This window comes from Desulfuromonas versatilis (genome assembly GCF_019704135.1).
GTDB classification, from domain to species: domain Bacteria; phylum Desulfobacterota; class Desulfuromonadia; order Desulfuromonadales; family NIT-T3; genus Desulfuromonas_A; species Desulfuromonas_A versatilis.
The window spans coordinates 1,496,723-1,519,032 of the sequence record NZ_AP024355.1 but is presented as its reverse complement, the minus strand read 5'-3'; the positions used below and the strand labels follow the sequence as shown (position 1 = coordinate 1,519,032).

At 63.9% G+C, this 22,310-nt stretch carries 8 protein-coding genes; 5 read left to right on the top strand and 3 right to left on the bottom strand.

Annotated elements, in window-relative coordinates; translation table 11 throughout:
• Positions 1-41: 41 nt before the first annotated feature.
• The 3 genes from DESUT3_RS06805 to DESUT3_RS06795 are packed head-to-tail and all read right to left on the bottom strand — an operon-like array spanning position 42 to position 13,046.
• A complete protein-coding gene (locus tag DESUT3_RS06805; protein WP_221251686.1) occupies positions 42-1,775 on the bottom strand; it encodes a GGDEF/EAL domain-containing response regulator in 1,734 nt (577 codons plus the stop codon).
• A gap of 27 nt (positions 1,776-1,802) precedes the next feature.
• Entirely contained in the window at positions 1,803-4,757 is a 2,955-nt protein-coding gene (locus tag DESUT3_RS06800) for an ATP-binding protein (protein ID WP_221251685.1), read from the bottom strand.
• Between the two features lie 45 nt (positions 4,758-4,802).
• On the bottom strand, positions 4,803-13,046 hold the full coding sequence (locus tag DESUT3_RS06795; RefSeq protein ID WP_221251684.1) for a cadherin-like domain-containing protein: 8,244 nt from the start codon (positions 13,044-13,046) through the stop codon (positions 4,803-4,805).
• A gap of 478 nt (positions 13,047-13,524) precedes the next feature.
• Between DESUT3_RS06795 and DESUT3_RS06790 the strand changes: the two genes are divergently transcribed.
• The 5 genes from DESUT3_RS06790 (at position 13,525) to DESUT3_RS06770 (ending at position 22,291) form a co-directional block, all read left to right on the top strand.
• The gene (locus DESUT3_RS06790) at positions 13,525-15,135 is read left to right on the top strand and encodes a TolC family protein (protein ID WP_221251683.1); all 1,611 of its coding nucleotides are present in this window, start codon (positions 13,525-13,527) and stop codon (positions 15,133-15,135) included.
• Positions 15,132-15,977, top strand: a complete 846-nt coding sequence (locus tag DESUT3_RS06785) for an efflux RND transporter periplasmic adaptor subunit (protein WP_221251682.1) — start codon at positions 15,132-15,134, stop codon at positions 15,975-15,977. The genes DESUT3_RS06790 and DESUT3_RS06785 overlap by 4 nt, the downstream gene beginning before the upstream one ends.
• Positions 15,978-16,165: 188 nt before the next feature.
• Complete coding sequence (locus DESUT3_RS06780) at positions 16,166-17,989, top strand: efflux RND transporter periplasmic adaptor subunit (protein WP_221251679.1); 1,824 nt, start codon at positions 16,166-16,168, stop codon at positions 17,987-17,989.
• A gap of 151 nt (positions 17,990-18,140) precedes the next feature.
• Positions 18,141-20,303 carry a hypothetical protein gene (locus DESUT3_RS06775; RefSeq protein WP_221251677.1) on the top strand — a complete coding sequence of 721 codons (2,163 nt, stop codon included), beginning with the start codon at positions 18,141-18,143 and terminating at the stop codon, positions 20,301-20,303.
• Positions 20,300-22,291, top strand: coding sequence for a preprotein translocase subunit SecA (locus DESUT3_RS06770; protein WP_221251675.1), 1,992 nt, complete (start codon positions 20,300-20,302; stop codon positions 22,289-22,291). The genes DESUT3_RS06775 and DESUT3_RS06770 overlap by 4 nt, the downstream gene beginning before the upstream one ends.
• Positions 22,292-22,310: the final 19 nt, after the last annotated feature.

Sequence of the window (22,310 nt, the reverse complement as noted above, 5' to 3'; positions counted from 1 at the left end):
GGCAACTCTGCTTCGAGGCTGGGGCCCCAAGGGCCGACTTCTCATTCAAGCTTGGCGAACAACTCGGCGGCGGACAATGGGCGGCTGAAGAGAAAGCCCTGATACTGCTGGCACCCCTCGCTCTGCAGGAATTCCAGCTCGACCTGTTTCTCGATCCCCTCCGCCACGGTTCGCAGGTTAAGGCTACGGGCAAGAAAAATAATGGTCGAAACGATGGCCCGGCTGTCCGCCCGGTCAGAGACCTCCTTGATGAAGGAGCGGTCTATTTTCAATTCGTCCACGGGAAGCCTGCGCAAGTAGCTGAGCGACGAATATCCTGTGCCGAAATCGTCGATAGAGAGCTTGAACCCCATTTCCTTCAAGCTCTGCAGCAAGATGATTTTTTCATCGATGTCGTCGAACAGGTGGCTTTCGGTTAGTTCCAGGGTCAGATAGCGCGGATCGATGCCGCTGGTTTGGATGATCCGCTTTACCGCAGCAATGAACCCCGGCGCCGTAAACTGCCTGACCGAGACATTGATGGCCATGCCGAGGTGGTTTTTTCCTGCGTCATGCCAGGCTTTCAACTGCCTGCAGGCTTCGGCCATAACCCATTCGCCCAGCGGGATTATCAGCCCCATCTCCTCGGCCATGGGGATAAAATCCCCCGGCGGGATGACGCCTTCGTCGCTGTCCCAGCGCAACAGCGCCTCCACTCCCCCGATCGCTCCCGTCTCCAGGTCGACTTTCGGCTGATAATACAGAATAAATTCACCATTCGACAGAGCCCTGCGCAACCTGGTTTCCAGCCGCAGGCGTTTTTCGTACATTTCGCTGATGGAGCGCGAGGCGAATTGAAAGCCGTCGCCCCCCTGCTTTTTGGCAAAATCCTTGGCACTCGAGGCCAGCCGCAGCAGGGCGCCCGGCTCCTCGCCGGTATCCGGGTAGGAGCCGATGCCGATACTGGCGGTGACGTAGACCTCTCTCCCCTCGATCTGCATGGGAGCCTTGACCGCCTTGACGATGCGTTCGGCGACATAGGCGGCGCTTTCAGCGTTTTTTATGCGGTTGAGGATCAGGGAAAAAACACTGCCGTCCAGGTGATACAGAGACATTTCGGCACTTTCATCACCAGCGGCGCGGGCCAACACATCGATGCTGCGCACCACGCCCTGAACCCGTTGTACCACCAGACGCTGGACCTCGTCCCCGGCACTGAGCCCCATGGTGTTGTTGATTTTCTCGAAGTTGTCGAGCTCGATGCTCAGCAGGGCCAACAGCTCCTCATGGCGTCGGGCGGCTTGAAGAACCCAGCTCAGCTCCTCGAGAAACAGCTGCCGGTTGGGCAGTCGGGTCAACGGGTCGTAATAGGCGAGCTGGTCCTGGTAGGCCTTGGCCCCGAGGGTGTTGCGTACCCGCAGCCCCAGTTCCGAGGGGTCAAGAGGTTTGCCCAGAAAATCGGTGGCCCCCAGGTCCAGAGCCCTGAGCTTGCTCTCCGCATCGCTGGAAGCGGTCAGGATGATGACGGGCAGATGTTTCAGCTTCGAATGGGCGCGCACTGCGGCCAGGATATCGAAACCGCTCACCCCGGGCATCACCAGGTCGAGCAACAGCAGGTCGACGCGCCCTTCTTCCAGCATCGCCAGCGCCCGGGTCGAATCTTCCACGGTGAGGAAGTTGCGATACCCCTCATCCTCGAGAAAGGCTTGCACCACCTCGATGTTGATCGGTTCGTCGTCGACGATCATTATGGTTGCGTCGTTCAGCTTGCGCTGGCCATGGCCCTGCAAGTCCATGAAGTCCCTCTATGTATAATAAGTTGATCAGGATTCAATGCCCGCGCAACCGACGGCGCGGCTGCTTTGATCGGGCGGCTTATCGCATGGCGTCGGCGGCACCAGGGCCTGGGCCAAGGACTTGATTTCGGCCAGAGCGAGGGCGGCCTGATCCGCCTGGCCAGCCATGGCGAAACCTTCCAGATTCGCTGCCGGTTCGGTGAAGGCGTCATAGCCAACGGTGCCTCCGGCCCCCTTGAGCCAATGGGCCAGGTCGGCCAGCTCCGGCATCTTGCCGGCCTGCAGCGCCCGCTCCATCGCAACGATCTGGTCGTCCAGTTTCCGGACGAAGCTGAGCAGAGTATTGTGCAACCGCTGGTTGCCGGCCAGCCTTGATACCACCGGAGCCGGTTCGCGGCCAAACGAACCGGCAGTCGCGGCCGGCCTGGCAGTCGCGGCCGCGACTGGCTGCGCGCCGGGCGCTTCGCCGCCTTCCTTGGCCGGATTGACCAGGCGCGCCTCCAGGTTGCGCAACCCAGCGACGACCTGGACCACCCGCTCCCGGTCCCCCTGCTTGGCGAAGCTCTCCAGTTCGACCGCCGGTTCGGTGAAAACCCCGAAGCCCACCGTACCGCCCGCCCCTTTCAGCCAGTGGGCCAGCTCGGCCACCGCCGCAAAATCGTCGCTCGCCACGGCCCGCTCCATGGCCTCGAGCTGCTCGCCGAGCCGCGCCACGAAGCGGCCGACAATCGAGCGGAACTTCTCGTTGCTCATCGGCAGCCTGGAGACGATGGGCCTGGCCTCCGCGGGCGGCACGGGCTGGACGCTCGCCCCCTCCCCGGCCTGGACCTGGGGATCGACCTGGGCCTCCAGGGCCGCTTCCTGCCGGCCGCCAAGCAGCTCGGCCATGGTTTCCATGAACCGGTCGATATTGATGGGTTTGCTCAGGTACCCCGAATAACCGGCCTTCAGGCAATCGGCCTCGAAATCCTTCATGGCGTTGGCGGTCAGGGCGATCACCGGCATTTTCAGCCCCTCGCGACGCAGGATCCCCACCGCGGTAAAACCGTCCATCACCGGCATGTTTACGTCCATGAGAATTACGTCGAAGGCTTCGGTGCGGGCCTTGTCAACCCCGTCTTGGCCGTTCTCCGCCTCCTCCACGGCCAGCCCCGCCTCCTCAAGCAGAAACCTCACCAGTTCGCGGTTTTCCACCCCGTCATCCACCACCAGTACCCGGGCATGGGGGAATTGCCAGCGGGTTTCCTGCTCGGTGTTTGCCCGGTGTTGCAGAGCGGCCAACTCATCGGGCCGCAGCATGGCAACCCCCGTCAGATCGCCGGGGGGAAGGGAAACGGTGAAGGTGCTCCCCTGCCCCGGCTCGCTTTCCACGGTGATGTCGCCCCCCATGGCGTGGGCGAACTTGCGGCTGATGGCCAACCCGAGGCCGGTGCCGCCGAAACGACGGGTCACCGTGTTGTCGGCCTGCACGAAGGGATCGAAGATATTCTGTTGGGCTTCCTTGCTCATGCCGATGCCGGTATCGACGATCTCGAGGAGAAGCCGCGGGTCCCTGGCATCGGGTTCGAAACGGCAGCGCACGCTCACGCTTCCCTGTTCGGTAAACTTGACGGAATTGCCGATCAGGTTGAAGGCGATCTGCCGCAACCGCACCGGATCGGTTTCGATCTCCTTGGGAAGCTCGCCCTGAGGGCTCATTTCGAGGACAATCCCCTTCTCGGCGGCCTTGACCCCCAGCATCTGGATCACCTCGTGGATGATCGGGTAGGGTTCGACCCGGGTTTTCTCGATCTCCAGGTGGCCCGACTCAACCTTGGAAAGGTCGAGGATATCGTTGATCAACTCGAGCAGGTTTTTGCCGCTGGAGTGGATGGTGTTGAGATAGCGAAGACTCTCGGCCTCGTTCTTGACGTAGCCGCGCTTGAGAATCTCGGTGAAGCCGAGGATGGCGTTCATCGGGGTGCGGATCTCGTGGCTCATGTTGGCGAGAAATGAGCTTTTCGCCCGGTTGGCCTCCTCGGCCTCGAGCTTGGACTTGCGCAGCTCGACCTCCTTTTCCTCAAGGGCGGTGACATCGTCGAAGCTGACCAGCACCCCGGCGTATTTTCCCCCCGTGCCGAGCACCGGCGAGCAGTTGACCTTAACCGTGCGAAACGAATCCCCGGCCAGGCGCAACCGGATGACGCTGTCCTTTTGCACCTCCCCCTGCAGCAGGGAGCTGACCCAGGGGCGCTGGGATTTCTCGACCTTTTTCCCCTGCAGATCGACCCAGGGCAGCTCCCCCGCGCGATAACCGAGCAGGGTATTGGCCGGTTTGCCGACCATGGCGGCGAAGGACTGGTTCGCCAGCACGATCTGCTCCCGGCGATCGAGGATCAGCAGTCCCTCGGCCATGGTATCCAGGGCATCGCGCACCCGGCCGGGGATGGCCTGGGAGGGGTCGAGCTGCCGCAGGACCTTGCCCAGGTAATAATAGTAGATCAGAAAGCCCGCCAGCCCCATAAAGAGGACCGCTTGCACCAGGGGAGTGGTCAGTATCCCCCACATTCCGGGGGCGGCCAAGGGCCTGAACCGCAGTTCCAGCTCCCCCCATTTGCGCTCGCCGGCCCAGATCGGAACGCGGACCTGGGAGTCCTTCGAATACTCGCCACTCATCATTTTCCAGCGTTCCAAATGATCGCCGGTGGCCACCAGCACCTCGCCCCCCTCCTGGCGCAGGGCCAGGGAGAGCAGGTCGTCGTTTCTTTCTGCCAGCAGGGCGAAATCCCCCTCGAGGCGCTTGCCGCCTGCCGACGCGACCCGGGAACTCTGGACCAGCGCCGTGCTGTAGACCGCGATAGCTTCGGACAGCGCGGCGCGCCCTTGGAGGACCGCGCTGTTGCGGTCGGGAATGATGTTGAGAAAAAAGGCCAGCATGACCAGACTGGTCATCACCCCGACCAGCCCCGTAACGATGCGGACTTTTGGACTAAACAGCTTCATGGAGCCCCCATCGGACCAACCGCGACAACCAGGCAGGATTTCGGATCATTGAATTTTCGCATCGTCGCCCTCATCGTCGCCCTCATCGTCGCCCTCATCGTCGCCCTCATCGTCGCCCTCATCGTCGCCCTCATCGTCGCTTGGGTTCCGGCTTTCCGCCCCGTCTTCGATGATCCGCTCCAGGGATTCGTCATCATCCTCATCGTCCTTTTTGTGCCCGGCCAGAATCGACAGCGGATCGGTGAGCTGCCATGCCGGGAGCGAGGAGAGCACCGACGCCATCAGCGAGCCGCCCTTGAGCATCCAAACCACATAACCGGCCGACAGCCCAATGGAGGTGGCAATGGCCGAGCCGACCACCGCCTTTTCCACGTGAGATTGCGCCCCGAGTTCTTCCTTGATGCTGTCCAGGGTGTCACGGACCTGCGCGTAGGCCTCGGGGGACAGAGGCGCGATATCGAGGTTGGCCAGGGCGTTCTGAAAACCGGCCAAAAGATCCGGGGCTGTTTCGATGAGGTTTTTCAATCCCTCGAAAACACTACCCGCCAAGTCACCGGAAGCATTCTCCCGATCCATGACGTAAAGCGGGGCGAAAGACTTGACGGGCTGGGTGGCCTCTGCCGCGGGAGGGGGAGAAAAATCCGCCGGGGGCTCTGCGGTTTCCCCGGTCCGATCCAGCGCTTCGGAGATCTCCGGGACCATTTTTTCGTCCTCGGCTTTCCCTTCCTCAGGAATTTCCTCGGCAACCTCTTTGCCGGCTTCCGACGTGGAAGACTCCTGTTGCGGAGGTGGCATAACCTTGATTCCCGCTGTGGCAACGCCGCTTTGGGCCGAAACCGCCACGCCGTTTTCCGATGCTTCGACGTTGAAACTGCCATCCGCGGTGGTCCCGGCTGCGGGGGTAAAACGCAGCCCCTCCTTCCCCTGGGCGACGGTGATGTAATCGCCGTCGTTGACCCGGGTCACGCCGTCGGCCAGATAAAGGATGCCGCCGCTGATGCCGGAGATGCGGAAGTGGGTCACCTCCGCCCCATCGGCAGCGTTGGGGGTGACGAAGATCAGATCCGACTGGCGTCCCGCAACGACAGAGCCGTGGGTTACCTGCGGAGTGTCCCCGACGGGCTTAACCACGATAACCGCGGTGCCGGTGGCCGTGCCGCCTTTGCCGTCGCTGATGGTGTAGCTGAAGCTGTCGGTGCCGTTGAAATCGGCGCCGGGCGTATAAGTCAAGGTGCCGTCGCCGTTATCGACCAGGGCCCCCCTGGCCGGCTGGGTGAAGGAGGCCAGGGTCAGCTTGTCGCCGTCGACATCCGTGTCATTGGCCAGCAGGTCGGTGATGGTGAGGGGATTGTCCTCGAAGATGGTCAGATTCTCGTGACCAGCGACCGGCGCATCGTTGACGGGGTTGACGGTGATGGTCGAAGTGGCAATGCCGCTTTGCGCCGCGACGCTGATTCCATCCTGCGAGGATTCGACGTTGAAGGAGCCGGCGAAGTTGCTGTCAGTTGCCGGGGTGAAGCGCAGGCCCGTTTGGCCCTGGGCGTAGGTGATGTAATCGCCGTTGTTGATCTGCGTAATCCCATCGGCCAGGTAGAGGGTGCCGCCGGTAATGGCGGAGATGCGGAAGTGGGTCACCTCGGTTCCGTCTGCTGCATTGCGATCCAGAACGATCAGCCCCGATTGGGTGTCCTCGTCGGTGGTGATGTTCGCAACGGTGGGCGTATCACCGACCGGTTTGGCCGACATGTCCCAGGACCCACTAAGGGGCGTCGATACACCGTCGGAGACACTGATGGAAATAGTGAAATTGGCGGCATAGTTGGCCGAAGGGGTGAACTTGAGAGCTGCGAGCAAAGCATTCACGTCGTCGACGTCGCCGCTCACCAGCCAGAGGCCGGTGCCGGCATCGTAGGTCGAGGTGGCCGTCCCGACTGTGCCGGTGCTCAGGCCGCCGGCCATCGGGTCGGAAAGGACCAGGGCCACCGATACGTCCTGTCCCGAGGAGACGATTTCCAACTCGTTGATGAAATCCAGCTGCGAGTCCTCGATATAAACCTGGGTCGCATTCAGGTTGACGACACTGAGGGGAGAAGGCACGGTACCGTCGGTGGTCGCGGCGTTGCCGAAGGCATCACGGCAGAAACCCGAGGTGACCGAGAGGCTGTCGAATCCACCCGGCTGACCGAAGCCTGGCGTCGCCTCGATGGCGGCCGCCTTAGCCGGGGTGAACTGGATCACCAGTTCGTTGTTTTTAGTGATGATCGCGCTGGAGACATCCGCAAGCGAGAAAGAAATGTCGGGGGTCGCCGCGCCATCGCTGTTGATGTCGATTAGCAGTTTGGACCAGTCCAGATAGGTCTTCACATCTGTTCCAACATCTGCAATCGTTGAAAAACCCGGGCCTTTCAGGTGCAGCGTGCTGTCGGCAAAGTAGTACTGGGCACTCTTGATGGAAGGCGTCGGGTTTTCGTTATCGACCCTGAAACTCTCCGAGGTGACCGAGCTGATGTCGCTGCCGTCGTTGAGGGTAAATTTGATCTGGATATCGCTCTGGTCCACGTTGTCCAGGGAATGAACCGCAGTGACGTCGGCGTGCTGCGTATTGAAGGTGAAGGTATGGGCCGGCGCGCTGCCGAAGCTCGAGCCGGTCGACCAGCCGGCGCCGCCGTTGTCGAACCAGTTCGCGGAAAAAGCCCCCGAAAATTCGCCGTTGTTCGGAGCGTACCAGGTGACACCGCCGTCATCGCTGTACAGGAAATTGTCCAGGGTGACTTGGTCCAGTTCGATATCCGTGGCCTTCCAGTTGATGGTGATGACCCCGCTGCCGTCGGTGCTCTGGATGATCTGGGCACCGGGGATAATGTCGGCGACGGTAAAGCCGCCCACGGGGGGATCGTTCTGGTTGGTGAAACTGATGTCGGCAGCCGCGGGATTGGTGGAGAGCAGGCCGTCAGAGGCACTCACCTGATAGGAGGGCGCTGCCTCGCCGCCATCGTGCACAAACCGGACCGCGTTGCTGTTCACCTGGGACTGGGTGAAACTGAAAATCGGCACCCCCGGGGCGCTATCAAGTTCGAAGTGGCCGCCGCTGACAGCGGAGACAGTGAAAGTCAGGGCAGCGTTTTCCGCATCACTGGCGAAGATCTCCGCAGCGGAGAGGACCACGCTGCCCCCCTCGCTGATGGTGAGCCTGTTGTTCACCAGAACAGGGGGATCATTCTGGTTAGTAAAATTGATGAAAGCGGCAACTGGAACCGAAGTGACAGAGCCATCGGAAACGCTCACCATGTAGGAAGGGGGCGCCTCACCGCCATCGTGTACGAACCGCACCGCGTTGCTGTTCACCTGGGCCTGGGTGAAGCTGGTAATCGGCACGCCGGCGCTGCCCACCAATTCGAATTGCCCCCCGGTGATAGAGGAGATATTGAAGATCAGGAGGGAATCGGGATCATCAACATCGGTGCCTGAAAGGTTGGTGCCGGAGAGAACGACCGAGCCTCCTTCTGCAATGGTGAGAGTATTGTTCTCCAGCACCGGGGCATCGTTGTGGTTGGTGAAGTTGATGACCGCGACTACCGGTCCGTCCGAGAGAGATCCGTCGCTGACGCTGATTTGGAAAGAGGGTGCCGCCTCGCCGCCGTCATGCACGAACTGTACTACACCGCCGGTCACCTGGGCCTGGGTGAAGCTGGTAATCGGCACGCCCGGATTGTTGGTCAGTTCGAAATGACCGCCGCTTACAGAGCTGGCGTAAAAAACCAAACTCGCAGGAACACTATCCACATCGCTGGCCGAGAGGTTGGAACCGGAGAGAACAACCGTCCCTCCTTCACTGATGTCGATGATGTAATTCCCCAGTGAAGGGGCGTCGTTCTGGTTGGTGAAATTGATGACCGCAGCCGCGGGGCCATCGGCGAGCGAACCGTCGGAGACGCTCACCTGGTAGGAGGGTGCTGCCTCGCCGCCATCATGCACGAACTGCACGACACCGCCGGTCACCTGAGCCTGGGTGAAGTTGGTTATCGCTGCCCCAGGGTCGAAGGTAAATTCGAACTGGCCCCCAGTGACAGAAGAGACGCTGAAGCTCAGGCTGGAAGCGGGATTGTCCGGGTCGCTGGCCGAGAGGTCGAGGGTGGAGAGAACCACCGTGCCCCCTTCGCTGACGGTCAGGGTATTGCTGCCCAGCACCGGCGGCTGGTTGACGGTATTGAAGTTGACGGCAGCGGCCTCAGGACCGTAGGAAAGAGAGCCGTCGGAGACGCTCACTTGGTAGCTTGGGGCCAAGGCACTGTTGTCATGAACAAATTGGACCGCTCCGCCAGCCACCTGGGCCTGGGTGAAGATGGTAATCGGAACACCGGGACTGGCCACCAGTTCAAACCGACCGTTGGTGACTCCGCTGACGGTAAAGATCAGGCCCGCAACGGCGTTATCCGGATCCGTAGCCGAAAGCTGACCGGTGCCAAGGACAACCGTCTCGCCCTGGAGAATCGTCAGGGTGTTGTTCCCCAGCGTTGGCGGATCGTTCTGGTTGGCAAAGCTGATGGCGGCAGCCGCGGGCCCGTCGGAGAGGACCCCGTCGGAGACGCTCACCTGGTAGGCAGGGGCCGACTCGCCGCCGTTGTGGACGAACTGGACATCCCCGGCGGTCACCTGGGCCTGGGTGAAGCTGAAAATCGGTATTCCCGGACTGCCCACCAACTCGAACCGGCCACCGCTGATTCCGGTGACGTTGAAAACCAGGTCGGAAGGGACATTATCGGCGTCGGTGGCCGAGAGTTGGGAGCCGGAGAAGACGACTGTGCCACCCTCGCTGATGGTGAGGCTGTTGGCGCCCAGAACCGGACGGTCGTTCAGGTTGGTGAAGTTGATGACGGCGGGCGCGGGCCCATCGGAGAGCGACCCGTCGGAGACGCTGACATCATAACTCGGCGCCGTTTCGCCGCCGTCGTGGACGAACTGAACTTCATTGTTGACCACTTGGGCCTGGGTAAAGTTGGTGACAGCCACTCCTGGAACCGTGGTCAGTTCAAACCGGCCGCCGGTGACATTGTCGACAGTAAAAATCAGCGTGTCGTCGGGGGTCTCCACATCGGTGGCCGAAAGTTCGCCCCCGGAAAGGACTACCGTGCCACCTTCGCTTATGGTGAGGGTATTGGCCCCAAGCTCCGGGCGATCGTTGACCGCCGTAATATTTATGATGACGCTGTTGCTTCCCTCTTCCGAGGTCGCATTACCTGTCAAACCGGGGTCCTGCCCGGTGTTGCCCAGGTCATTGACCGTCACCGTCAGCAGGGTTGCGGCACCCGGGGTATCGGAGCTGTTCAGGTAGGTGATGGTCCCCGTGCTCGCACCGGTGAGCAGGGCATTGAGCTGGGCGATGGTTCCCGACAGGGTCACCGTCCCGGTGCCGTTGCCGCCGGCGATGACCACCCCTGAATTGCCCGCAACCACCGAAAGGGTTCCTTCACCGACGGTCAGTGTGGCAAGGGCTCCAGACCCGGCTGCATCGACGTCACTGACTCCGAACCCATTCCCATGGATGGCCAGCCCGATCTGCTCGGTCGCATTCAGGCCACCTGCCGGCCCCGTCACCACCGGGGCATCGTTCAAGGGTTGTCCGTTGATGCTGAAAACGATAGGGGATGGCAGGGTCACTGTGCCATCGCCGACGGTGAGCTCGAAGGTGGTGGTCTCCCCCTCGTCAGCGTCGCGGTAGGAAACACGACCGTTGTTGATGTCGTCCTGGGTGAACGTCTGGCCCACCGTCAAAGTAACGCCGCCGAGTCGCACCGAGCCGTCATCGGGCAGCTTGGTCAAGGTGTAGACGATCTGGTCGGGACTGTTGTCCGGGTCGGTGGTTTCCAGATGCGCCGAGGTTATTGTTCTTGACGCCCCTTCCGGAACAGTCAGGGGTTCGTTCATGGCGACCGCAGGAGCGTCGTTGACCGCGGTGACCTCGATCTGCATCTGCGCCGCGACTGTCCCGCTGGCGGCATCGTTGACCGTGAAGTCGAAGCTCGCCAGCGGGCTGCCGCTTGCGTTGGCCGCCGGGGTGTAGACCAGCGTGTCGAGCTGTGCCGCCGTCAGCGTGTCGCCGTTGTTGACCGCCGTGCCGCCGCTGTGGGCCAGGGTCCCGCCGGCCAGGTTCAGGTTGGTGAGGGTCGCCGAGACCAGAGGGTCGCCTTCGGCGTCGGAAAAGGTGAAATCGGCAACACGGAAATTGTAGGCAGTGTCCTCGGGTGTGTTGACGGTGTTCGCCGTCGCCGCCGGGGGGCTGTTCTGGGGCACCTTGAGGGTGAAGCCGTCGATCTTGTCGGTGATGCCGAGGTCGGCACCTTCGAAGAAAAGCGAGGCCGTTGCCTCGCCGATATGGTCGAGCACCGGATCGGAGGCGGTAATCACCTCGAGAGCGAAGATATCCGTTTTCTTGACCGGCAGCCCATCCCGGCCGAACGTACCATCGGTATCCGTAGCAAGGAGGATCGTCCCCGCGTTGAGGGTCCGGCCGCCGATGCGGGTGGAGGTCTCCACCAGATCGATTCCTACGAGGCGTTTGGGAAGATTGACCAGATTATCGCCCCCCTTGATCAGGACGCTGGCCGTACCGCCGGCGACACCTCCCGCCGTATAATCGGTGTAACGCCAGATCTGCTTTTCTTCGGTGCCCCCCTGGCGCAAAAAGAGGAAATCCCCCGCATTGAGGGTGATACCACCGACAACGGTGTCCCTTTCAACCAGGGTGATCCCCCGGATCTCCTGCCCCGGGACCATGTCCCGGAATAGAATGGAGAAGGTCCCCGAGCTGTAATCATTAGGAGCATCGGGGCGGAACAGCACAACGTCGTCCTTGTCGACATTCAGGCCTCCGAATGCCGCTGCGGAGGCATCCGCGGACGTGAACAGGACATCGCCTGCATAGAGCTGAAAGTTCGTGGTGCCCACCTGGATATCCGATGAAACATAATGGACCCCGTTGATCTGTTTATTGTCAGCGTGCGCGGACAAGGCCGCCGCGATATCCAGGGTGCCGCTGGTCGTGCCGGGTTCGAAAGCCAGGTTGGGGTCGGCGATCTGCACCAGGTCGGCCTTGCCCCAGCTTTCACCGCCGGCGCTCAGGTCTTTATCGGTGGTGATCCAGAGCCCCTCCTGAGCGACCTCCGTGACCCGGAAGGCCATGTCTTTGCCAACCTCTGGAGCGCCGTCCTTGTTGATGAGATCGCCATTTGCATAGCCGCCGGCGGAATCGATGCCGACGTGCACCTTGCCGGAGGCGTTGTTGCTGGCAACCCGGAGGTAGTAGATCTGGCCGTCGTTGAGGCTGACCTCGCTGAGATCGAAGGCGTACCAGGCCAGATTGGTGGTCAGATCCGCCACGCTGATGGAGTTGCTGGCCAGTACCGTGCCGTTCCAGCTGTCGCGCAGCGAGACGGTGATGATCTGGCCCGCTGCGCCGGCCTCTTTGCGGAGCTGGACGCTCACCTGGTCGACGGTGTAGCTGCCGGCGCCGCTGGTGTAGGAAAAAGTCTGTCCCCAGTTCTGGTCGGATTTCACTTCGGAAGAATCCGTCGCCGTCTCGTGAGCCACCCAGGTCGTCGCCAGCACGGCCTGCCAGCTCTGTTGCAGCTCGCTGCTCAAGACAATCTGCGTCTCGATCTCTCCGGCACGGTATTCGAGATCCCAATCACCGCCAAGGCCCTGATGGCCCGTGATGTCATCGGAGGTGGCCACATCGGCCCCGGTGATCAAGCGGAGATTCTGCAGCAGCCCCTCGCCAGCCTCCCCCCGGGCCAGGTTGCAGCCGTAAAGCAACAGGTCCGCCTCCCCGGAAAGCGCCTCGCGCCACCCCTCCATGGCCTCGGCGTAGGCGTAGAGGTTCTGCCCGGTCAGCCAGACATTACCCAGCTTCACCGCACCGTCGCTGCCGTGAGAGATGAGGTGGATGGCGTCGATATCCCGCTGGCCACCCAGGTACTCGCTGATCTGGGAAATGCCGTCGCGGTTGGCGTCAAGAACCACGACCTGGATTTGCCGCTGGCCGTCCTGCCGGGCCGTGAAATCGTCGAGTAACTGCCGGTAATCTTTGACATCGGCATCGATGAAGACCACTTCGCGGCGCAGCGATTCGGCGCTCTGCGCCTGCTGCGCTTCAGCGGCATCGAGTTGCAGGGGCATTTCGAGCACCGTCGGGGCTTCGCCCGCGGCGATGCCCCCCTCGGGCGGCGGCGGAACCAGGTCAGCGCTGAAGAGCAGGCGGGGCTCGAGAGGTTCGAGCCAAAATTTCGACACCGATGATTTCCCCATTTTATGCACCCTCCGCCTAGAGCTCCAATACAATAGAAGCAACTCTTGCAAAACCTAATCCAAGGCAGCCGCAACGGCAGGCAACCCACCCAACAGCCCTGCCCGACCGCTGCTTTCACCTTTCCTTGCCACGCCTTTAAAAGCCCCCGGAATCCACCCCCGGCCAAGTCCCTCGGTGTATTTGGAGCAGGTTTATTAACTGTTTCCACAGCAACCCAATCCCGGGCAGGGTTCTTGCAAATCCAGGCCTCGGAAGGCCAACCCCCAGGGCCCGGGATAGGTGATTTGACGGAAAATTAGAAAAAATCGGCCTTCTGCCGATCATGCCAAGAGATTTCTTCAGCAAGGATTCTTAGTGGAACCCATGCGGCTATTACTGCTTGCGACATCGCTGTTGCTGCTTTACCCCACAACGGGAAGAGCGGGATTGACCATCGGGAGGATCGGTTCAGGCTGGTCCCAAATGGGCGTTTTGTCTGAGCAGCCCGCCCCCGCTGGCAAAGAGACTCCGCCATACCACAAGGCCCTGGCCTGGAACCTCCCCGAGGGGACCACCGCTGCTCCCAGTGAGGGGGCCGCGGTGGCGCCTACCCTGCGGGATCCGGCGGAGAAGCCCGGTGAAACCACGGGGAGAATCCCCGCGGGCAAGCTCACTCTTGCCGACTTTGTCCGGCTGGTGATGACCAACAACCAGCAGATCCAGGCACAGAAGGCTCAGTGGGGTATCCAGAAGGCGGAAATGGAAAAGGCCCGGGGCATTTTCGAGCCCCGCTTGGTCAGCTCGCTGCAGCTGGAGGACCGCAGCCAGAGAAACACCGCCGAGGAGTCGGCAAGCCGCCAGTTCACCCTGACTTACGAGGAGCGCAACTGGGACTTCAGCGCCGCGGTGCAGGGCCTGCTGCCCACCGGCGGCCAGATTCAACTGGGCTACGATTACCGCCGGCTGTCCAACACCCTGACCCGCACCCTGACCGACGAGGAGCGGGAATACCAGATGTTTCTCGGCATCACCCTGACCCAGCCGCTGCTCAAGAACGCCGGGATTGCCGTCACCATGTCGGGCATCCGCGTCGCCGAGGCGGAAAGCCAGGTCGCGTTCCAGGAATACCGCCAGGAGTTGATGCGCATCGTCGGCGAGACGGCGGCGCGCTACTGGAATTTTTACCAGGCCCAGGAAAAGCTCCGGATGCGCGAGGAATCGCTGCGGGTCGCCGAGCAGATTCTCCAGGACAGTGAGGAGCGCTTCCGCATCGGCAAGATGGCCCGCACCGAGGTGCTGGAGGCCAAGGCCGGGGTGATCTCCCGCCTGGCCCTGCGCAGCGAGGCGCGGCAGGAACACCTCGAAGCTGTCAACCGGCTGCGCACCCTGGTCTCCATGGCCGGAGAGCGCGGCACGGCCCCGCTCGAAGCGGGTGACTCGCCCAAAGCCGAGACCAGCGTCCCGGACCTCCAGGCCATGCGGCAGAGGGCCTTCCGCCTGCGCCCCGAATACCTGGCCGCGCAGAAAAAAATCGAGCGGGCGGGCCTCAAGGTCGCCTACGCCCGCAACCAGCGCTGGCCCGAACTTGACCTCAAGGCCAGCTTCGGCCTCAACGGCCTCGACTTCTCCAGGGGCGATTCCTGGGAGCAGATCGAGGACAGCCGCTTCGACGACTGGTCCATCGGCCTGGAGCTGAACCTGCCTCTGCTGGGCAACCGTGCCGGAGCCAGCGAACTGGAGAAGGCCAACCTGGAGAAGAAGCGGGCCCTGCTGATGCTCAAGGCGATCGAAGTCGAGCTGACCAACGGCATCGACACGGCGGTCCACAATGTCCAAAGCGCCGCCGAGCAGGTCGATTACGCCGGCGACGTGGTCGAGATCCACAAACAGCTGCTCGACGCGGAAATCGCCCGCCTCGAGGCCGGCAAAAGCAACAGCCGTTTGGTTCTCGAAAAAGAGGAAAATTACCGCAAGGCCCAGGAGGCCTCCCTTAAAAACCTGGTGAACCTGCAGAAAGCCCTGGTCAGCCTGGAGGTGGCAGGAGGCATGTCCCTGGTCAATCATGGCGTTGAACTGATGGAGGTCGAACTTTGAGTTGCACCGAGAAAAGATCCCCCGTCCGCAAACTTTTTTCCTTGCTGGCCGCCCTGCTGCTCTGCTTGGCAGGGGCGGCGCCCCTGGCAGCTGCCGAGCAGTTCAGCATCCCGGGGGTCACAGAACCCTACCAGGATGTGGCGTTGGGCATCGCCGTGGCCGGGCGGGTGGCGAAGATCCATGTCGCCGAAGGGGCCAGGGTCAACAAGGGGGAGGTCATCCTCGAGCTGGACAAACGCAGCGAGGAGTTGGAGGCCGAACGGCGCAAGCTGATCTGGCAGAGCAAGGCGGAGGTCGAGTCCGCCGCCCGGCAGGTGAAGACCCTCGAAGCCCACCTCAAATCGACCGGCGAACTCTACGCCTCGACCGGCTCGGTGAACCGCGAAGAGCTGGAAAATCAGGAGCTGGAATTCGCCCTCGCCCAGGCCGAGTTGGCCCGGCTCGAAGCCGCCGAGGCGCGCGAGGAGATCGAATACAACATTGCCCGCGAGCAACTCGCCAAGCGCTACCTGCGCGCCCCCTTCACCGGCACCGTCGCCGAACTGCTGGTGGGCCCCGGCGAGAACTGCGAGATCGAAAAGCCGCTGGTCCAGTTCGTGGACACCAGCCGCGGCACCTTCGTCGCCAACCTCGAGCTGGCCGCCGTCCGCGACCTCAAGCCGGGCAAGGCGGTCGAGTTGCAGCTACAGACCGGCGGCGACCCGGTCAGCCTCAAGGGGGAGATCATCCTGGTCAGCCCGGTGGTCGACCCGGCCAGCGGCCTGCGCAAGGTGAAGGCGGTGTTCGACAACAAGGAAGGGAAAATCGTGCCGGGGGTTGCCGGGGCGATGATTCTGAACTGAAAACCCTTATAAAGGCAATTGGCCACGGATCAAATCTGATCAAATCTGATTTTTCAAAACCTGGAGAACTCAACAAAAAACCGAATCATTCAGAAACCTTAGGAAGTTCATGATTTTGCCTTATCCGAATTTATCAGATTTTATCCGTGGCTAATTCTTGCTTTTAGGATTTTAAGAAAGTCCCGCCCTTGGACCCAGCAGCCGCCATCCGGGAAATCCATCAATTCCCCGACCATCCGGGCCGGTTCTGGCCCGCCTTTCTGGAGTTCGCCTCCGGGCAGGCCAGGGCCGAAGCCGCCATCCTCTTGACCCGCAAGCGCAACCCGGGCACCTGGAAGCCTCTGAGCCACTGGCCCGAGGCCAGCCGCAACATCCCCCCCAAACTGCTGCAAGCCGCGGAGAAGATCTCCGACGCGGCCCTGCAGAAGGGGACCGCCTGGGCCTGCGTCCCGGGCGCGAAGGCAGGGGAGACCGATCTGGTGCTGTTCGGTCTGCGCCTGCACCAGGAAGATGCCGGTCAGGACAGCGTGGCGGTATTTGTCGCCGGCGGGACCCGGGACGGGGAAAAGGAGCGGACCCTTGCCGGCCTGCAGCTGCTGGCCGATGCCCCGGCCGTGTACCAGCGCGAGCGGGCGGCGCGGCGGGCTTTGCAGCAAATGGCCGCGGTGGGCGAAACCCTCGACATGCTGGTGCTGCTCAACGCCGAGAAGAACCACTTCGCCGCGGCCATGACCCTGGTCAACGAGACCGCGGCCCGCATCGGCTGCTCGCGGGTGAGCCTGGGCTGGCTCGAGAAGGGGTATGTCCGCCTGCAGGCCGTCAGCCACATGGAGCGCTTCGAACGCAAGATGGAGATCGTCGGCAGGCTCGAAGCGGCCATGGAGGAGGCCCTCGACCAGGACGAGGAGATTGTGCTGCCGCCCGGCGAGCAGAGCGGCGCGGTGGTTCGCGACCATGCGCAGTTCGCCGCCGAGCAGGGGGTGCCGTACATGGTTTCGCTGCCGATCCGCCTCGACGGCGAGCCGGTGGGGGTGCTGAGCTGCGAGCGGCAGCAGGCGCCTTTTACCGAAAAAGAGCTGCTCGGCCTGCGGGTGCTCTGCGACCAGACAGCCCGCCGGCTCGGTGACCTGAAGGCCGCGGGCCGCTGGTGGGGGGCGAAGCTGGCCGATGCGCTGCGCGACAAGACCTCCGCCCTGCTCGGGGTGGAGCACACCTTGGCCAAGGGCTGCGCCCTGCTCGCCTGCCTGCTGCTGGCCGCCATGATCGTGATCAAGATCCCCTACCGGGTCGAGGCCCCCTTCATACTCAAGAGCGACGACGTCCGCCAGGTGTCGGTCCCCTTCGAGGGATACATCGACGAGGTGCACGTCAGGATCGGCCAGCAGGTCCGCCAGGGGGATCTGCTGCTTTCGCTGGACAGCGACGATCTGCTGCTCGAGGAAGCGGCGGCCGTCGCCAACCAGATTCGCTACCTGCGCGAAGCCGAAAAGGCCCGGGCCCGCGGCGCCCTGGTCGACATGCAGATCGCCCAGGCCCAGGCCGACCAGGCGGCGGCCCAGCTCGAACTGGTCCGCTACCGGCTGGGCCAGGCGCAGCTGCGCTCGCCTATCGACGGCATCGTCGTCGAGGGCGACCTGGAAGAGCTGCGCGGGGCGCCCGTCGACAAGGGGAACGTCCTGTTCAAAGTGGCCCGCAGCGAAAACCTCTTCGCCCAGATCAGGCTCAACGAGCGGGACATTCACGAAATCGCCGCCGGCCAACCGGGCCAGATCGCCTTCGTCAGCCAGCCCCGGCTCAAGTTCGCCATGCGGATGGAGCGCATCGACCCCGTGGCCCAGGCCGGCGAGGAAGGCAACCTCTTCCACGTCCGCGCCGCCCCCGCCGAAGCCCCGCCCGGCTGGTGGCGCCCAGGCATGAGCGGCATCGCCAAGGTCGAAGTCGGCAAGCGGCGGATTCTCTGGATTATCACCCACCGCACGATTGATTTTCTGCGCATGCGGTTGTGGATGTGAAAACCAGAGAACTTTTCACCACGAAGGGCACGAAGAACACGAAGAAACCCCCAAAAGCTTTTCCTGTTTTGGATTTTCTTCGTGATCTTCGTGTCCTTCAGCGAGCAGCATCGCGAGCGGGTGGTGAAAGAGCTGTTTTCAAAGGACAGCCATGAACTCCCAAGGACGAACATTCAGCGAATCCTGGCACCGGGTGGCCGAGCTGCGCATCGGGCTGCGCCCCAACGTGCGGGTGCGCCGGCAGATGTTCCGCGGGGAGAAGTGGTACGTCCTGCACGACCCCTTCAACAACAGCTTCTTCCGCCTGCGCCCCGAGGCCCACGAATTCGCCATCCGCCTGCACCCGGAGCGCACCGTGGGGCAGGTCTGGGAGCAGTGCCTGGCCCGCGACCCCGACGGCGCCCCCGGGCAGGAGGACGTGATCGCGCTGCTCGGCCAGCTTTACTTCGCCAACCTGCTCTTCTGCGAGTTGCCCGCCGACAGCGCGCGGCTGTTCGAGCGCTACTCGGACAAGCGCCAGCGGGAGATCCGCTCCAAGTTCCTCAACCTGATGTTCATCAGGATTCCGCTGCTCGATCCCGAAAACCTGCTGCGCCGCAGCGAAGCGCTGATCCGCTGGCTGACCGGCCCGGCGGCCGCGGCGCTCTGGATGCTTTTGGCCCTGCTGGCGGGCAAGGCGGTCCTCGAAAACTGGGATACCCTGGCCCACGAGGCGCGCAGCGTGCTCGCCTTCGACAATCTGATCCCGCTCTACGCCGGCCTGGTGCTGGTCAAGCTGCTGCACGAGATCGGCCACGCCGCCCTCTGCAAGCGCTTCGGCGGCGAGGTGCACACCATGGGGGTGATGCTGATGGTCTTCACCCCCCTGCCCTACATGGACGCCACCTCGAGCTGGTCGTTCCGCAGCCGCCGGCAGCGGATCCTGGTCGGCGCCGCGGGGATGATCTTCGAGCTGTTCGCCGCCTTCTGCGCCGCGCTGCTCTGGGCCAACACCGGCCCCGGCACCCTGCACAGCGTCGCCTTCAACATGATGCTGGTCGCCTCGGTCTCGACGGTGGTGTTCAACGCCAACCCGCTGCTGCGCTACGACGGCTACTACATCCTCTCCGACCTGGCCGGCATCCCCAACCTCAACACCCGCTCCTTCGCCCAGCTCAAATACCTGGCCGAACACCGGCTGTTCGGCTGCGAACATGCCCAAAGCCCCGCCGGCAGCCGTCGCGAGGCCCTCTGGCTGACCGGCTACGGCCTGGCCAGCGGCCTCTACCGGATCATCGTCTACGGCGGCATCATCCTGTTCGTCGCCGACCGCTTCCTGCTGGCCGGCCTGCTGATGGCCGTCTTCTGCATGGTCACCTGGGGGATCCTGCCCGCCGGGCGCCTGGCCGGCTACCTCGCCGCCAGCCCGCGCCTGGCCCGCAACCGACCGCGGGCCGTGGCGGTCAGCCTGGGGGCTCTCCTTTTCTGCCTGCTGTTTCTGGCCGTGGTCCCCTTCCCGAGCGGGTTCCGCGCACCGGGGATCCTCGAGGCGCAGACCTTCCTGCGGGTCGCCAGCGAGGCCCCCGGGCAGCTGACCGAGATCCTGGCGCCGAGCGGAACCCGGGTGGAGCGGGGCACGCCGCTGCTGCGCCTGGAGAACCCGGAGCTGGAGCTGGAACTGCGGGCCGTCGCCGCCCAGCGCGCGGAGCTTATGGCGCTGCGCCAGCAGAGCATTGTCGCCGAGGGGGACGCCGAGCGGGAGATGCTGCGCCAGCGCCTGGCGGCTTTGGAGCAGCGGCGCGAAAAGCTTGAGCGGCAGCGCCGGGCGCTGCTGATCAAGGCGGGCGAGGCGGGGGTCTGGGTGGCCCCGGAGAGCCCCGAGCTGGCCGGCAGCTGGCTGACCCGCGGCACCCAGTTCGGGGTGATCGTCAACCCGGAGAGCTTCCGGTTCTCGGCGGTGGTCTCCCAGGAAGAAGCCGCCAACCTGTTCAGCGACAGCCTTGCCGGCGAGGCCGAGGTGCGCCTCAACGGCCAGGCGGGTTCGCCGTTGAAGGTCCGCCGGAGCGATTTCATCCCCTTCCAGCACGAACGGCTCCCTTCGGCCGCCCTCGGCTGGCTGGCCGGCGGCGAAATCCCCGTCTCGGGCAAGGACGACAGCGGCCTGCAGACCGTGGAGCCGTTTTTCCAGATCTTCGCCGAACTGCAGAATCCGTCAGATGCCGCGCTGTTCCACGGCCAGTCGGGGCGCATCCGCTTCAGCCTGCCGGCCGAGCCCCTGCTGAGCCAATGGGCGCGCAAACTGCGCCAGCTGCTGCAGAGGCGCTACCAGACATGATGCTGCCGGCCCGCGACTACCATGCCACCCGCATCGCCACCCCCGGCAAGCTGCCCAAGGGACTCGACCGCTGGGCTCACGACGCCCTGGGACGGCTGCGCGGCGGCGGCCGCACCCTGCAGCGTTACCGCGAGCAGGCCGAGCAGATCGTCGCCCGCTCGCTGCAGCAGCGGCTGCTCTCCGAACGCCGGCTGCGCGAGGAGTTGCAGCAGATGCAGGCCCATTTCCGCCGGCGCCAAAAGGGGTACGAGGCCCAGCTCCCCGAGGCCCTGGCGCTGCTGGCCGAAAGCGCCGAACGGACCCTGGGGATGCGCCCCTACCCGGTGCAGGTGCTCGGCGCCCTGGCCATCCATCACGGCTGCCTGGCCGAAATGGCCACCGGCGAGGGCAAAACCCTCACCGCCTGTTTTCCGGCGATCCTCGCCGCCTGGTCGGGCCGCCCCTGCCACGTGGTCACCGCCAATGACTACCTCGCCTCCCGCGATGCCGGGATCATGGCCCCTCTCTACCGCTTTGCAGGCCTGTCGGCCGGCTGGGTGGGGGGAGAGATGGAGCCGGCGGAGCGGCGCAGCAACTACGCCCGGGGCGTGGTCTACACCACCAGCAAGGAGCTGCTCGCCGACTTTCTGCGCGACCGGCTGCAGCCCGGGCTCTGCAGCGATGCGGCGCGCCGCCAGCTGCGCCGGCTGCTCGACCCCCGCGCGGTGCAGAACGACGCCCGGGTGATGCGCGGGCTGGACACGGCGATCATCGACGAGGCGGACAGCGTGCTGATCGACGAGGCGGTCACCCCGCTGATCATCTCCGCGACGCAGGAAAACCGGGCGCTCACCGAGACCAGCCTGCTGGCCCAGCGGATCGCCGATTCCCTGGTCCCCGGGGAGCATTACCGCAGCGAGGAGCGCTACCACGAAATCCGCCTGACCGAAGCGGGGCGCGCCCGGCTCGGCGCCGCGGCCGAAGAGCTGCCGGGGCTCTGGCGCGGCGAAGCCCGCCGCGAAGAGCTGGTGCTCACGGCGCTGAGCGCGCGGGAGTTTTACCGGCGAGGCAAGCAGTACGTGGTGGAGGAGGGCAAGGTGGTCATCGTCGATGAATTCACCGGGCGGCTCATGCCCCAGCGCACCTGGCGCCAGGGCCTGCACCAGGCCATCGAGGCCCGCGAGGGGCTGGCCCTCTCCGACCCCAGCGAAACCCTGGCCCGGCTCAGCTTTCAGCGGTTTTTCCGGTTCTTCCGGCATTTGGGGGGGATGACCGGGACCGCCCGGGAGGCGGCCGGCGAATTCTGGCATATCTACAACCTGCCGGTGCTGGCCGTCCCCACCCACAAGCCCTGCATCCGCGAGATTCTGCCGAGCCGCGTTTATGCCGACCGACAGAGCAAATGGCGGGCGATTGCCGACGAGGTTTTGGAATGTCACCGGGCGGGGCGGCCGGTGCTGGTCGGCACCCGCAGCATTGCGGCCAGCGAGGAGCTGGCCGCAATGCTCTCCGGCCAGGGGGTTCCCTGCCAGCTGCTCAACGCGGTGCGCCACCGCGAAGAGGCGCAGATCATCGCCGGCGCCGGCCAGCGCGGCGCCGTGACCATCGCCACCAACATGGCCGGCCGCGGCACCGATATCCACCTCGGCCGCGGGGTGGCCGAACTCGGCGGCCTGCACGTGATCGTCTCCGAACGCCACGAGGCCGGCCGCATCGACCGCCAGCTGATCGGCCGCTGCTCTCGCCAGGGCGAACCCGGCAGCGCCCGCAGCTACATCAGCATGGACGACGAACTGCTGCGGCGCTTCGCCCCCCGGCCCGCCCGCCGCCTGCTGGCCCGGGCCCTCGCCGAAAACCGCCCGGGGGCCGCCGCTCTCGTCGAAAAAACCCTAGCCCTCGCCCAGCAGGCCGCCCAGCGCCTGGCCTTCCGCCAGCGCGAAACCGTCCTGCAGACCGACGACTGGCTGAGCGATGCGCTGTCGTTTGCCCGCTCGGAGGTGGAGGGGTGAATGGGATCGATTGACGAGG